General features: G+C 41.2%; 7 protein-coding genes. 5 read left to right on the top strand and 2 right to left on the bottom strand.

Annotation, left to right across the window (positions count from 1 at the left end; all coding sequences use genetic code 11):
* Window positions 1-78: 78 nt before the first annotated feature.
* The gene (locus MKX47_RS02855; RefSeq protein ID WP_340770897.1) at window positions 79-3,759 is read right to left on the bottom strand and encodes an S-layer homology domain-containing protein; all 3,681 of its coding nucleotides are present in this window, start codon (window positions 3,757-3,759) and stop codon (window positions 79-81) included.
* Window positions 3,760-4,497: 738 nt separating this feature from the next.
* On the opposite strand from MKX47_RS02855, the gene MKX47_RS02850 reads away from it, so the two are divergent.
* The 3 genes from MKX47_RS02850 to csaB are packed head-to-tail and all read left to right on the top strand — an operon-like array spanning window position 4,498 to window position 9,820.
* Window positions 4,498-5,238, top strand: a complete 741-nt coding sequence (locus MKX47_RS02850) for a WecB/TagA/CpsF family glycosyltransferase (RefSeq protein WP_340770895.1) — start codon at window positions 4,498-4,500, stop codon at window positions 5,236-5,238.
* A complete protein-coding gene (locus MKX47_RS02845) occupies window positions 5,235-8,741 on the top strand; it encodes a DUF5693 family protein (RefSeq protein WP_340770893.1) in 3,507 nt (1,168 codons plus the stop codon). Before MKX47_RS02850 ends, MKX47_RS02845 begins: the two co-directional genes overlap by 4 nt.
* Window positions 8,741-9,820, top strand: coding sequence for a polysaccharide pyruvyl transferase CsaB (gene csaB, locus MKX47_RS02840; protein WP_340770891.1), 1,080 nt, complete (start codon window positions 8,741-8,743; stop codon window positions 9,818-9,820). Before MKX47_RS02845 ends, csaB begins: the two co-directional genes overlap by 1 nt.
* A gap of 318 nt (window positions 9,821-10,138) precedes the next feature.
* Here csaB and MKX47_RS02835 read toward each other — a convergent pair whose 3' ends face one another.
* Entirely contained in the window at window positions 10,139-10,621 is a 483-nt protein-coding gene (locus MKX47_RS02835) for a transcriptional regulator (protein ID WP_340770888.1), read from the bottom strand.
* Between the two features lie 416 nt (window positions 10,622-11,037).
* Between MKX47_RS02835 and MKX47_RS02830 the strand changes: the two genes are divergently transcribed.
* Both MKX47_RS02830 and MKX47_RS02825 read left to right on the top strand, forming a co-directional pair.
* Window positions 11,038-12,612 carry an SWIM zinc finger family protein gene (locus tag MKX47_RS02830; RefSeq protein ID WP_340770886.1) on the top strand — a complete coding sequence of 525 codons (1,575 nt, stop codon included), beginning with the start codon at window positions 11,038-11,040 and terminating at the stop codon, window positions 12,610-12,612.
* Between the two features lie 47 nt (window positions 12,613-12,659).
* Window positions 12,660-15,410: a DEAD/DEAH box helicase gene (locus MKX47_RS02825; RefSeq protein ID WP_340770884.1), complete on the top strand. Its 2,751-nt coding sequence runs from the start codon at window positions 12,660-12,662 to the stop codon at window positions 15,408-15,410.
* Window positions 15,411-15,457 lie beyond the last annotated feature (47 nt).

Genomic DNA, 15,457 nt, shown 5'->3' with positions numbered 1-15,457 from the left:
ATATTTTATTTGTTTAATTTAACCATAAGTCAGGATCGAGTTAGCACTAAAATTAAGTTACTAACTCGATAATAACTATTATTGTTTAGCTACTAAAATCGTGCCTAATGCTACTGCTGTATCATAATCTGCTTTTGGTACCAAAACATTATAAACAGTTTGACCTGTTGCTAATTGTTTAGATGCAAGGTTATAATCTACGCCATTTACGATAACTTTATAAGCTGAAGCACCTGTTACACTTGAAATAGGCAATGCAACTAAAACTTCATTTGTAGGAAGGTTTGTAGCAGTATATCCAGCAATTGAAGTTGCTGGTGCACTAGCTGTTGATAAATTCGTTACGCTAAATACTTGCGTGTAAGCTTGTGTAGCAACCTCTTGGCCATTAGTTCCCGTTAAGGCTTTGTTTCCACCTACTGCATTATTTTTCGCATACTCGAAGTAAACTGTAGAATTAACAGGGAATGTAGTATTATCAAACTCAATTTTTAATACATTTCCATTTGCACTACCTGATACATCACGTTTACCAGAAACGTATGCTGTTGTTGTCGCAACATTTGTTGCTGATAAGCGGAAATCACCAGCTTCTAAAGTTGCTTTATCGATTGCTTTATCAAAACGCAATTCTAATGTATCAACAGCACCATTATTATCCGTATCAGATACAACTGCATATGTCACTACCGGTGCAGGAACTGCTGCTGGAGCAGTATAATCTTTGTTACCAATAGCTTGTTTAGTAGAACTGTTATCTTTATTGTATAAACGAACTTCTTTACCAGTTGTGTTTGTGTAGTCAACGCCTGTACCATCTAGTTTAGCACCATTAGATTTAGCTGCGTTCACTTGAACTTCATCATTAATTGATAATAAGTTTTCGAACTGATCAGCACCTGTTAAAGCATTATCTGCACCAGTGAAGCTTACATCACCTAAACGTAAAGTACTGAAATCTGTTGCTTGTTCAGCTGTTTTAGGTGCAATTGTAGCGCCTTTGTAGTAATAATGTTTAACAGTTCCAGTACCTTGCTCTTTAATTACAAGACGACCAAAAGTAGTAGGATTTTCTGTAGACCAATCTGAACGTTCAAAGCGGTTTAGATCACGTAATTCATAACCAATTACTGTACCAGTAACTGTAGCAGTATTATCTTCAATTAATGTTGATTTAATATAATCCGCTACTTTAGCATCATATGTGTACGTGTTATTGTTGTTTCGAATATCACCAGTAACCTGTTTACGTACAGTTGTTACGTTAGCTGACACTGATAATTGACCATTGTCATTAGGAGCAACAACTTTTAATAACGCATCATTTGTTGTTGAGTACTCTGCTAATTCAGTCGTTGTTGTAATTGTAGTATTTGAAACATTTGTGTTTGTGTTCGTATATTGGTTACGTAAACCTGGTGCGATACCGTGAATTGTTACAGTTGTATTTGGTTCTAATTTTACCGCACTACCATTTGTAAATGGTTGAGTTTGAGTTTGACCATTATACGTAATTGTTAATCCTTGGTAAGCATTACCTGCAGCATCAACTAATTGTGGATTAATTGTTTGAATAGAATTAGATGTATTCGTAATAGTGTAAGTCGCATTACGTACACCTGCAGTTTCAGAAACATTGCCGCTTTGGTTATTTAAAGAAGCTTTCCAAGTCATAGTATCGCCGTTAATAAACGCACCAGCAGAAGCTGTGTTTAATGTATATGCTGGAGCTACTACAACAGATTTTAAGAATGTTACTGTTGGCCCTACTGCATTTGGCTCACCATCTTCTAATTTATCGTTACCAACTGCTGCATTGTTACCAGCAGTGTTTAAGTCAATCCATGCTAATGGAGTAGCTTTTGAATTGTCTACTGCAGATTTTAGGGAAACAGTTGCTTCACCTTTATCATCTGTGATTACTGATACTACACCATTTGTAGTATAAGGACCATTGTCAGAAGAAGCGATTTGTGCAGGTGTGTTGTTAGTTAATGTAGAATCTTGGTTTTGTTGGATTGCTACTTTAATTGTTGCACCTTTGTATGGAATTGGATTACCATCTTTATCTTTTTTATCAGTGTTTACTTTTAATTTGTAGCTAATTGGGTTTTCTTGACCATGTTCATTACTTAACGCAGCTACGAAATCAGCAGTACGTTCAAATGTAATTGTATATGGTGATTGAACACCTTGGAATTTAGTTGCACCAGCTTCTACTTGTAATTCAGTTGCATCAAAACGATTGTTTGTGTTTGCATCAGCAAATACTACAGGTGTAGTATTAGTGTTTTTACCTGTTAAAATAAATGTTGCTTCACCTAAAGAGTTTGTTACAACTTGGAATGCTTCTTCACGGTTAGTACCAGCAGTAGCAGTTGTATCTTGGTATGGTGTTACATATGTGCCGTTATCTTTACGGATACTAGCAGAAGAATCATTAGTTTTTGATCCATCGATATCATTTAAGTTTTCTTTAAATGTTACATTTAATTTAGCGTTTTGTACTGGAGCACCAGTAGTTGGGTCTTTGTATACTACTTTGTAAACGCGATTAGCACCATTATCAACAGTTTTTGCATCAGCATCTACTGTTAAGATTTGCTCTTTACCCCAGTAAACTTTAGCGTAACCAAGTAAGCTTGGAGCGCCCGTAGGGTAAACAGTTACGTTATCAACACCAGCTACACCGTATTGAGTGTAAGAATAAGTTGCAACACCGTCAGTACCAGCAGTTACTTCTACTTTTTTGTTTTCGTTTAATGAGTTACCAGTTGCTTGTACGTTGAATGTTACTTGAGCACCAGGAGTTGTAGTTGCTTTAAGCGTAACTTGAGCACCTACTTTAGATTGTACAGAAGTTGTTTCTACTTTAATAGAAGTAGGGATTACAGCACCGATACCTTTGAATGAACCGATTGCTTCACCATTTACTGCTACTTTGTAGTCTACATCAGCAGTTTGAGCAGAAGTTGTTAATACAACTACTTTAGAGTTTGTTTGTTTAACAACAGCATTTGTAACCTCTAAACCTTCGATAGCGAAGTCTAATGCTTTGATATCTAAAACTTCTTCAGTGAAAGTTACTTCAACTGTTGTGTTGTTGATTGCTTTTACTGAACCAGATACTTCTTCTGTACCTTCAACGCCTTCTGTACGGTAGTACATTAAAGCGAAGTCTTGACGAGTGATAGATGCGTTTGGCTTTAAGTTGCCATTGTCGTCACCTTTCATTACGCCGTTCTCTACTGCGATAGATAAAGCTTCTTCAGCCCATGATTTTACGCTAGCACTGTCTTTGAATGTTGAAAGATCAGCAGAACCTTCTAAACCGAAAGCATCAACAAGGATGATTGCCGCTTCAGAACGAGTTAAGTTAGCTGATGGGTTAAATTTGCCAGCGCCTTGACCTTGGAAAATTCCGTTAGCTACTGCAGCATCGATTGCATTGTAATACCAAGCAGATTTTTTCACGTCTGTGAAGCTAGTAGAACCAGAACCTTCTAATTCTAAAGCGTTCGCTAAGATTGTCGCTGCTTCAGCACGAGTGATTGCACTCTTAGGGTTGAAGTTACCTTTTTGGTCCCCTTTAATAACTCCACGATCGTTTAAATCTTGTACCGCTTCTTGAGCGTATGATGAAATTGAATTGAAGTCATTAATTTGAGCAGCAGATGCTACTGGTACGATTGCAGATGCTACTAATGCAGCAGTTGCAGTTGTCGCAAAAAACTTACGACCTTTGTTTGATTTTGCCATTTATTCTTTTCCTCCTAAATTTTCCGGTTTACCTACCCAGAAATAACACGCAGTGCGATGAGCTATCTCTTGTGGCTAAGTAAGGGATTTTTTTAGTAAATGAGCACAAATTGGCACAAGTGCAACAATTTGGCACATCTAATTACTTCAATAATATACCATCTATTATTTTAGAAAACAAGGATATATTTCTACTCTTTAATTATTCCACATTACAAAATTGTGAAACATAATAATATATCCTACTAAACCTAAAAATGGCATATTCAAAACCTATTATACCTTATGGTGGAAATGTTTGCATTATTCGTTTTCAATTTTTAGGTGAATTATGGTTTATTTACACTATTTCGTAACATAAAACACCATAATACGGCAAAAAATTAACAAAATTACCAATATGAAATCCTATTATTCTGAATGTTTACAAAATCCAATTACTAACATTAAAGGTTAATTACTTTAAAATAGCATCAGATATCCATCGCTTATTTGCTATTTTTAGTAATATAAGTGTCAATTTTGTAATGCAAATGTAATGTAAAAACTTCCTGTAAACCCGCTTATTTTCAATATTTTTTCCCATTTGTCTGGTTAAGAGAACCTTCCTCTCCATTTCTCGTCAAAGGATGCAGCCCCCCTTGTCATTTCTCCTGGGATATATTTTTTCCATGTAGTATTTGTGGTATGATAAGGGGCAGTTAATGGTATATAAATAAGAAAGGTTGTCAAAAAAATATGAGACATGTAAAGATTATGGGCGTTCCCTTTTTACATATCGATCAGCAAGGCTTTGTGGATTTACTTGTCCAAAGCGCTGATCAAAAGGAAAAGACCTTTGTCATTACGGCGAATCCGGAAATTGTCATGCGGGCTAGTGAGGATGCCACACTTAACCAGTATATTAATGAAGCAACGTATATATGCGCAGATGGAATTGGCGTTGTGAAGGCGGCTTCGATTTTAGGTGAGGACTTACCGGGGCGAGTGACGGGCTACGATACAATGGTCGAGCTTTTAAAAATCGGGCAAAAAAAGCATTACAAAATTTATTTGCTTGGCGCTCAAAAGGAAACAATCGAAAAAACAGCGGCCAATATCGGGCGGGATTATCCAAATGTTGAGGTCGTTGGCTATCATGATGGGTTCTTTGATTGGGACAACAATACAATTGCCGAGGAGGCCGCAGCGCTACAGCCTGATTTTATCTTTGTTGCGCTTGGTGTGCCGCGCCAGGAAAAATGGATTTCGGAAAATATGGACAAGTTCTCGCACGGTGTCTTTATGGGAATCGGTGGCTCGTTTGATGTCATTGCCGGTACTGTAAAGCGCGCACCAGTATTTTGGCAAAAGCTCAATTTAGAATGGCTTTATCGCCTCCTAAAACAGCCGAGTCGATGGAAGCGTGCACTTGTACTACCACAATTCGCATTAAAGGTATTTGCGTTGAAGCTAAAAGGACAAGGTAAAAAGCAATGAGCCAATCCACATTAGTGAAAAGCACGCTCATTTTAACAATCGCGACCTTACTCTCCAAAATTTTGGGCAGTATTTTCCGTGTGCCGCTGCAAAATATCGCGGGTGATGAGGTGCTCGGTATTTTCAGCCTTGTCTACCCTGTCTATATGGTGGCACTGTATTTATCGGTAGCGGGAATTCCACTTGCGATTTCCAAGCTCATCGCCGAGGCCAATACGCGAGGGAATGCTTGGCAGGTCAAAAAGATTTATCTCACTGCCAGTATATTAGCTATTTGCTTTGGGCTCTTTAGCTTTACGCTCATTTTTAGCTTCTCGCATGTTTTAGCAGATTGGCTTGGTGGGCCTTCTACACGCTTTGCCCTTATTATTGTGGCATTGACATTATTAGTCGCCCCTTATATGGCGGTCTATCGCGGATTTTTCCAGGGCTATGATGATATGCGCCCGACTGCGATGTCACAAGTGTTAGAGCAGCTGATCCGCGCTGTGCTCATTATTGTGGCGGCATATGTCCTTGTGCAAATGGAGCTGTCTACGGAAATCATTGCCGGCGGGGTCATGATTGGCTCTGTACTCGGGGCACTGGCTTCCTTAATTTATTTACGCTTCAAATATCAGCGTTCTTCATTAAAGGTCGCTTCAGCTGAAAAATATCAAGCGAGTGACTTTTCAAAATGGAGTGGCACGATTTTAAAAATTTCGATTCCGATTGCGATTGGTTCGGTTACGATGGCCTTATTCAACTTTGTCGATTCGTTTACCGCTACCTATGCCTTAAAGCAAATCGGGATTTCTGCACAGCAGGAAATTAACTATCTTTACGGGCTTTATGGTCGTGGGGTGACATTAGTTCAAATTACTACAGTATTTGCGTCGTCTATTATTCTACCGCTCGTACCGCTCATTACAAAAAAACTGGCGCAAAACGATGTCGCGGGTACACGCTCGGTCATCGAGCAAACGTATCGCATGACGCATCTTATTACATGGCCAGCTGCAATGGGCTTACTAGCATTAACATTACCATTGAACCTTGCGCTGTATACCAATATTGAAGGTAGCGCCATGCTTGCCATTATTAATGCGAGTGCCGTATTTACCTCATTGACTCTTGTCAGTACGGGGATTTTACAAGGCATGAACCTGGCTAAGCTTGCTGCCTCGATTATTTTGATCGGTGTGGGGCTCAAAATTGTCCTGAATATCGTTTTGATTCAGCAATTTGGCTTAGAGGGGGCTGCGTGGTCTACATTAGTGGTGTATGCAGTCGTATTCCTTGTGAACACAGTCTTTATTTTACGTAAAATTCGCTTTTCGGCTTTCAATGCCACAACGTTAAAAATTATACTTTCTTCTATTATAATGGCGCTTATCGTAGGGCTTCCTACTTTGTGGCTTGATGTCGCAAACTTTGGGCGTATGCTCGCGCTCGGCTATGTGTTCGTCGCAATGGCGATTGGTGGCGCTGTGTACTTTGCCCTTCTTTGGGTGCTTCGTGCCATTCATCCAGAAGATTTAAAACGCATCCCTGTTCTTGGGAAAAAAATACAGATTAAAGAAAGAAACGGGGGCAATCGTACTTCTATGAAAAATAAACGCATATGGCTATGGGCAGCCATTCTGATATTATTGCTAGCAGGCTCCATTGGCTTAATCAATCGCTGGAATGCCGAGCAGAGCAATCATAGCTATGAGGTCATTATTCCATATGAGGAAATTCTAACGCTATCTATGGAAAGTGAGCTCTCTGTAGACGAGATTTTATCAGACTTGAAGGATGCCGGTTTAACAACGGTTAGTTTAAGTCCTCTGAGCTTAAAAGATTTACAAACGCAAAATGTGCTATCCGTCTTTGAAGAAGATGAGTTAGCTACGATGCTACGCTTCACGCCTTATCGTGATGAAGTAGACATCAAAAAAACAGGCTTCTATATTTCGATTCCTGAAAATGAGCATCACCAAGCGCTCATTACGGATACAATGAACGTTGAAAAAACGTTGATTGGTGACGAGCCCTTCTACTTCCTAGCCAGCTCCAATGAATTCTATGATTTGGATACACCGATTGGCTATGATGAACAAGCACTGCAAACAATTGCGCAGCACAATTTACAGCATGTTTTCCGCGTAACAAATGCCGAAACCGCTGAAGTAAACGGTAAAATTGTTGCCCAATTAGTCGACCTAAAAAGTGATTCGACATCTGGCTTACTTGGGATGGGTGAAGAATCGGTCGGATTTGGTCAAACCGCTCAACCAAAATTCGTCAAGGCTTTACAGGAGGCTGGCTATTTCTTCTACTTAATCGAAGGCAATCAGCTAAAGGGTGAGCAAACGGTTGCGCGTCAAACGGATTATAATCTTGTCCGCCTACACAGTATCGATATTAACCGTCAGCCAGCACTTACAAAGCAGGTCATGGTGGAGCGTACAGTGCGTGCGATTAAAGAACGTAATATTAAATCGATTTTCTACCATGTGAAAACGAAAGGTGATGTGGAGGAAAATCTAGAACTAGCAACAGATTACTTAATGGCTATTCAAAAGGCCGTTCCATCATCGTTCACGCTAGGTAAGCCATCTGTACTTGAGCCTGTAACGATTCCGGCTTGGTCAACGGCGCTTATTTTACTAGCAGGCATTTTATTTACGTACCTGATGTTTAGTATTATCAAATGCCATCCGCTACGTTTAGTCGTGACAGCAGGGATGATTTTACTCGCTGCGGCCTACTTCCTATTAGACCGCCTACTATTCATTCAAGCCTTTGCGCTAATCATCGCGGTCTTAACGCCAATTTATGCAGTCATGTCGACAGCAAAAGGCTCTCGTAAAATTCGTAACATCCTTGTGCAATACGTAAAAGCGGTGGCGATTAGTGCGGTTGGGATTGCCATTGTTGTTGGTTTACTAAATGGGAATCCTTTCTTAACTGGTATTGAAGCATTCCGTGGCGTGAAGTTGGTGTATGTCATTCCGATTGCTGGGGTCATTGTCCTCGTCATTATGCAAATGTACAATATTTTCGATAATGGCTATAAACATGCCCTTACACGTACGGTGAAGCTTGTGAATATGGAGGTTCGCTACTGGCATCTTCTATTATTCGTCGTCATTGCGGCGATTGGTGTGTTTTACATCACGCGTACGGGCAACGCGGGTACAGCAAGTGCGCTTGAGCTCGCGATTCGTCAATGGTTAGAAGATACACTGTATGTTCGTCCACGTACGAAGGAATTTTTAATTGGCTTCCCATTCTTTGTTTTAGCACTTTATGTAATGGGCATTAACAAAAAGCTTGGTAGCATTTTATTAATACCTGGTGTCATTGGCTTCTTATCAATTATGAATACCTTTACACACCTACACATTCCATTAGACGTTTCGATATTACGTACGCTTTATAGTATCGTATTCGGCTTTGTTGTTGGGTTAGTATTTATTGGGGTTTATATTGTTTTAGCGAAAATTGTGAAAAAAGCTATCGCGAGGTGGTCATAATGCATATCGTTCTTTCTGGCTATTTCGGCTTTGACAATGTAGGCGACGAGGCGATTTTACTATCGATCGTCACTTCCCTACGTAAGCTAGAGCCTGCTGTTGAATTAACGGTGCTATCGAATAATCCCGAGCACACTGCTACCACTTATGGTGTCAAAGCGGTGAATCGTTGGAAAATTAAGGACATATCGGCAGTCTTAAAGCGTGCAGATGGCTTGATCAGTGGAGGGGGGAGCTTACTTCAGGACCAAACGAGCATGAAGTCGATCCCTTACTACTGCGCTATTATGCAAATTGCCAAGTTTCATAAAAAGCCTGTCTTCGTCTATGCACAAGGGATGGGGCCCATCAATCAATCGCTTAGTAAGTGGCTGACGAAATTTACGTTAAACAAGGTCAACCAAATTACGCTACGTGATGAGGCCTCTCGCCAGCTTTTAACTACTATCGGTGTCAATAAGCCGATGTCGATTGTCCCTGACCCGGTGATTGGCTTGAATGCTGCGGCGTTCAAAAGCAGCTGGCTCGACTATCAAGCATTTGAGGGTGGCTATATTGCGGTCAGTGTGCGCGATTGGCCCTCTGATGTGGACTTTAAACAAAAAATTGTCGATGGCTTGGCATTACTCGCACAAGCTGGTCAGCGCATTGTCTTCATCCCGATGCATGATGAGCATGATGAAAAAGCTTCGTTCCAGCTGGCACAAATGATGGCTGAACCAAGCCTTGTCGCTCCGGGTAACTTATCAATCGAAGAAAAAATTGCGATTATCGGTCACGCGGATATATTGATCGGGATGCGCCTGCATTCATTAATCTTTGCTGCGATTCAAACAACACCGTTCATCGCGATTTCCTATGATCCTAAAATCGATGCCTTTGCCGATATTGCCAACCAGCCGACAATCGGTCATGTCGAGCAGGATGATTGGACCGGCAAGGACTTATTCAAGCAAGCAGAGCAAATGCTAGCAGAGCGTGAATCCATCGAAGCCGCATTACGTGCGCAAATAATCGTCCTACATGAGCAAGCCGAGCAAACCGCGCAATTGGCGTTGAATCTGTTTAAAGGTAAGTAATTGGGATTGGATTTTAAATTGAGTTATGTGGACTCCCCGAACTTTTCGTTTTTTGATGAAGAGTTTGTGGGGGTTTTTTGATTTGATTGGAGTGTCCTCAGGTGCGGTGGAGTGCTGCGGAAATTGTTGATTTTGGGGATTCGCAAATATAATCTAAATTTCACAAATAAATTTCCGGCACCAGCAGAGCACGAGAGTCCAGCAACACACAGCACCGTCAGTACATTCAATTCGCATATCCTCTAATGCAACTGAACGTAAAAAAACCACTGGCGTTATTTCGATACGTCAGTGGGTGTTAATTAGGGGCGTGGTCAGTCATGATGCTGCATAGCCCCCTGTGAATTTTGCCTTTTCTACCATCAAATCATGAAATAATGCTTCATTTCGAGATTCTAGGGCGTTATCGATTAGGCGTGATAAATTTTCCTCTACTAATCCGCGCACAATGCCCTCCACTTCCTCGTCAAATTGATAAAGCGGTTCGACTTGGGATGGCTTGATTTGTGTGGATACATTTTCAATAATCGGCGTTAAATACTCATGCACGTTGGATACTAATAATAACTGATAAAGTGGCAGTCGCACAAATCGGTTTCCACGCTGGAAGACAAATACTTCCGATAAATTCTCGACCTGCATCGTATTTAAGTCCACAATCATTTCCTTGCCTTCAATCGGGATGAAATGAAAAATTTCCTCATCCTTTGTAATTGAAAAATATTGATAAGCAAATACTAAGCGTAATTTTGAATCAGATAATTTCGTATAAAATGGCTTCATAAATTGCACTTGGATCATATAAATTCCTCCTTAGGTGTTCTTTTATTTCACTTGCTTCACTTTAGTCAAAAGACCTAACTTGAAGCTCTCGTTTATTATATTTACCCGAACCGAGCGTACTATTCATACTCGATTCATGATTTTTCTATTTACAATTAGTTTCCCCATACTTTTAACATTTCAAACTTCCAATTCATGTAACTATTTAAGAATTGAAGCGCGAGTTAAATAGGGGATATATGGGAAACCGAACATATATTTCGTAATTCGAGCATAAAATAAAAATTTCGAACACATACCTCAAAAACCCAGCATAACCCACACATAACACATTCAAAAATCCCCTCGCCCCATCCGAATCGAGCAAGTTTCACTTTATGGCAATTCATATTATAATGAAGGGAACGACTTTTTTAGATAGGAGGACATCTATTATGAGTTCAAGCTTTTCTGATGTTGCTCATTCACATAAAGAATTTATTGAAAAAACGTTACAGCGCTTTGAAGAACAGCTCCACCCTTCAGCGAATGAGGATGCCGAGCTTGTGACGCGCGCGATGTTTTCCGTGCGTAATCAAGCCATCAAGCTGCGTAGCTACTCAGCGTTTACCCAACTGTTAGTATGCCAAATTCAAGATGTTCGCACGACAGAGGTAACGGTTTCTTTTACCCAGCAGCAAATTAGCTGTACATGCCCGCAAAGAAAGCTATGTCGCCATCAGCTGGCCGTGATTTTTAAGCTATCGCAATATTTCATTTCACTACAGGATTGGCTTGCAAAATGGCGCGCGAAAAAAACGGTGCAGCTGCATACCCTTGCCTCTGAACGGAGTCCGGAAAGCTGGCAGCGTATGGCGGATGAGGTGCTCAACTATACCTTCAAAGAGCAGCGCCCCATTGATTGCTTCTTTATTTCATCGTTGCTTGAAAATGCCCGCTCAAAATTACAGCGGCAGCGCCCATTTGAACAAGAGTGGCAGCAGTTATTTGATTTGTATATGGAAGTCGCGTTGATGAAGCGGCTCTTGCAGCATGCCATGAAAACCGGAATGGCCATGAACACGAATTATATCAATTATTATTTAGAAAATGCGCTTAATCGTATGGGTGTTGCGATTGAACATATTAGCAAAACGACGCGTCTTTTTGCTGCTGAACCCTTTTTTGATGCACTCCAGCTTATGGTACGCGATATTTTACTGCTGGAAAAAGAAGCCGCTCATTTCCGACTTGCGCTTTACTTACAATTTTGGACGAAGCTATTCACCGAGCAAAAGCGTTTAACCGCAGAGCTGGCTATTTTAGAAAAAACAAATGCGCCAGTGGACATTGATTTATCTGTTGTAAAAGCGCTGTTTTATATCATATTACGCGCCAGCACACCGCTAGAACGAATATTACAAGAGATGTCGTTAGAAAATGTAGAAAGCTTTATTGATGTTGCCCAGCAAAGTCTCGAAAAGGGCTATTTAGCTGAGGCGTCCATGATTTTGAAGCAGGCGATTCCATTTTTACAGTCCTTTATTCAAGAGCAACTATCCCCAGTTCGTCGCCAACAATACACGCGGAAGCTCGTTGTCCTGTACGAGCAAATTGAGTTAACGGAAGCCGAAGAGCTTTCGCTGTATACGGCCTTTGGGAAATATGGAATTGAAGCATTTGCCGATTACTTACTACGTCTGGGCCGCTATCGTGAATGGGTGGCATTGCATCAGCTCTACCCTACCTCTATTGCTTACTTAGAGCAAAGTGGCTTAAAGATTGTTGTGGCGCATGCTCCAGAAGTCGCATTGCCACTTTATCATTATTATGCGATGGAGGAGATTAATCAGAAATCGCGTTATAATTACAAGCAGGCGGTTCGTATTTGGCGTGCTATGAAATCTGCGGCTAAAAAAGCAGGCAAGCTCGATTACTTCGAAAGCTATATCAACGCTATCCAGCAGCAATTCAAGCGATTGCGTGCACTACAAGAAGAAATTACAAAAAGCAATTTAATTGTTTCATAATATGAATGCTATTACTTGGAGGTGAACTTGCGTAAAGCAAGCTAGCTATGCAAACTTTACTCAATACAAAATTACCGTTTATTAAAATGATGCGCATCAAGCTAGCCACAGTACGTCCGGGGCTTTTTCGCATGACCGCCTACAATAAGGACGATTTAATTTTGCCGACCTCAAGCTGGGTACCAACCTTATTTTTTAATGTTGAGCATACTTTATATGGATTAAATATGCCTTCCGAGGAGCGAGACTTACTGATTGATGCGGCGGATTTATTAGATGTCCTATCTCCGCGCTATCGCCATCCTTTTTTAGATTTTGCGGCGCTCAATAGCGAAACGACGCAGCTATTTCATGAGCTCCAAACGATCCTGCCTTTATGGTCTAATCCAACGGTATGGCAGCAGGCAACTATTTCAGAGGAGGGCTTTCACTTTGAGCAGGAATTATTGCAGCACGCTATGCAACAAAAGCTTGCGAATGCCGGACTATCAAAGGAAGACTCCCTTGCGCTCATTCCGTACTTTTTAAACGGCGGCTGGCCTCTACAAGCAACGCACACCTTTGATGGTGTGAAAATCGCGCTACGTCTAAGTGAACCCGAGGAAAATGAAGAAAACTGGCTATTAGAAACGGTTTTAATCAGCCCTTCCTCTGCCAAGCACTGGACACCCGCTACGACCAAACGAAAACTCCCGATTCATGCGGCCTTACCGAAAAAATGGGAGTCTATTGCACCCCAAATTGAAAAAACGCAGCAGCAAATATTGGAGCTATTGCTAATCAATGGAGAGGTGAATCAATTCATTCGCTTCCCATTGACGGATGCTGCTGTACGTGAATTTTTGCGCCATGATTTAGCGAAACTTCAGGCAATTGGCTTTGAAGTTATTTTGCCTGCATGGTTGAAGGATCTAAAGCAATCTAAGCTGCGTGTTCGCGTTAGTGCAGGGAATCAATCTACGCGTAGTGTTGCAGGGTTGGATGATATATTAACGTTTAAATGGCAATTCTCGATGAATGGTGAAGAGGTTTCTGCTGAGCAATTCAAACGGTTAGTTGAGGAAAAACGAGAATTTGTCCGAATCGGCAATCAATGGTTCCGAATCGATGAACAATGGCTGACAGAAATGAAAGAATTAATGGAGCAGGCGGATGAAGAAAACTGGACGGTAAAGGATTTATTATTCCGCGAGCTTCCAGAAACATTGACCGCGCCAATTGATGAGGACGCGGAAGATGCCGAGCGCGATGATCCGCTCTTTGCCTTTGAAATGCAGCAATCACTGGCCGCCTATATCGAGCAGCTTCAGCATAAAAAAGGCTTACCCCCAATTACTGTGCCATCTAAGCTACATGCTGAGCTTCGTCCCTATCAGCATGAGGGCTTTGAATGGCTGACATTTATGCGCGAACAACAATTTGGCGCTTGTCTTGCGGACGATATGGGCTTAGGGAAAACGATTCAGCTCATTACGTATATTTTACACACAGTTCAAAACTTGCAAGTACAAGAGCCTACCTTAATTGTCTGTCCAACCTCTGTTGTGGGGAACTGGCAAAAGGAGATGACGCGCTTTGCACCAGATTTAGAGGTATATACGCATTATGGCCCCCGCCGCTTAAAGGGGGATGACTTAACAAGCTATGTACAAACGCAGCGCCCACATGTGATTTTATCGACTTATGGTACCGTTACCCAGGATGCAGAGGATTTAAAGCTCCTGCAATGGTCAACAATTGCACTTGATGAAGCACAAAATATCAAAAATATGCAGACGATGCAGTCCCGCGCGATTCGAAAGCTGAATGGAACGCACCATATCGCCTTAACCGGCACACCTGTTGAAAACCGCCTTTCTGAATTATGGGCTATTTTTGATTTTATTCATAAGGGCTATTTAGGGAGCTTCGGGAAGTTTTCTGAGCAATATATTATCCCGATTGAACGCGATGAATCCGAAGCACATAAACGCGTATTACGTACAAAAATCAGCCCGTTTTTACTGCGCCGTTCTAAACGTGATCCAGAGCTTCAATTAAATTTACCTGAAAAGCAGGAATCTCATGAGTTCTGTGCCTTAACAACCGAGCAGGCCGCGCTCTATGAAGGCTATATTCAAGATACCCTTGCCAGCCTAGAGCAATTATCTGGCTTTGAAAAAAAGGGGCGCATCTTAAAAATGCTTGGAAAGCTCAAGCAATTATGTAATCACCCTGCTCTTTATTTAAAGGAGCCATTTGATGACGCGCAGACGATGATGAATCGTTCGGTGAAGCTCAAACGCCTACTTGAGATGACAAAGGAAATAATTGATAATGGCGACCAATGCTTAATTTTTACCCAATATATTGGCATGGGCAATTTAATCCAGCATTGCCTGCAGGAGCTATACGATACCGATGCACCATTTTTAACAGGAAGTACCTCAAAAGATCAGCGTGACCATTTAGTAGAGGCTTTTCAAGCGGGGGAATTTCCAGTATTTCTTTTATCACTTAAGGCTGGTGGTACGGGGCTTAACTTAACTGCGGCTACACATGTACTGCATGCCGATCGTTGGTGGAACCCGGCTGTTGAAAACCAAGCAACAGACCGCGCGTATCGTATCGGACAAACTCAATTTGTACAGGTGCATAAATTCGTAACAATTGGAACTATTGAGGAAAAAATAGATAAAATGATCACGATGAAGTCTGCGCTGTCCGAGGATTTAATTCAATCAAGTAAATGGCTGACTGAGCTTGATGATCACGAACTCATGGATTTACTTGTCCTCGATACAGCAACGATCAAATAATAGATGGAGTCTACTTTACGCCTTGAAGTAGACTCTGTTTTTTGCTT

It is taken from the genome of Solibacillus sp. FSL R7-0668 (assembly GCF_038006205.1).
GTDB lineage: Bacteria > Bacillota > Bacilli > Bacillales_A > Planococcaceae > Solibacillus.
The sequence above is the reverse complement of the archived record's forward strand: the minus strand, read 5'-3'. Positions and strand labels throughout refer to the sequence as shown.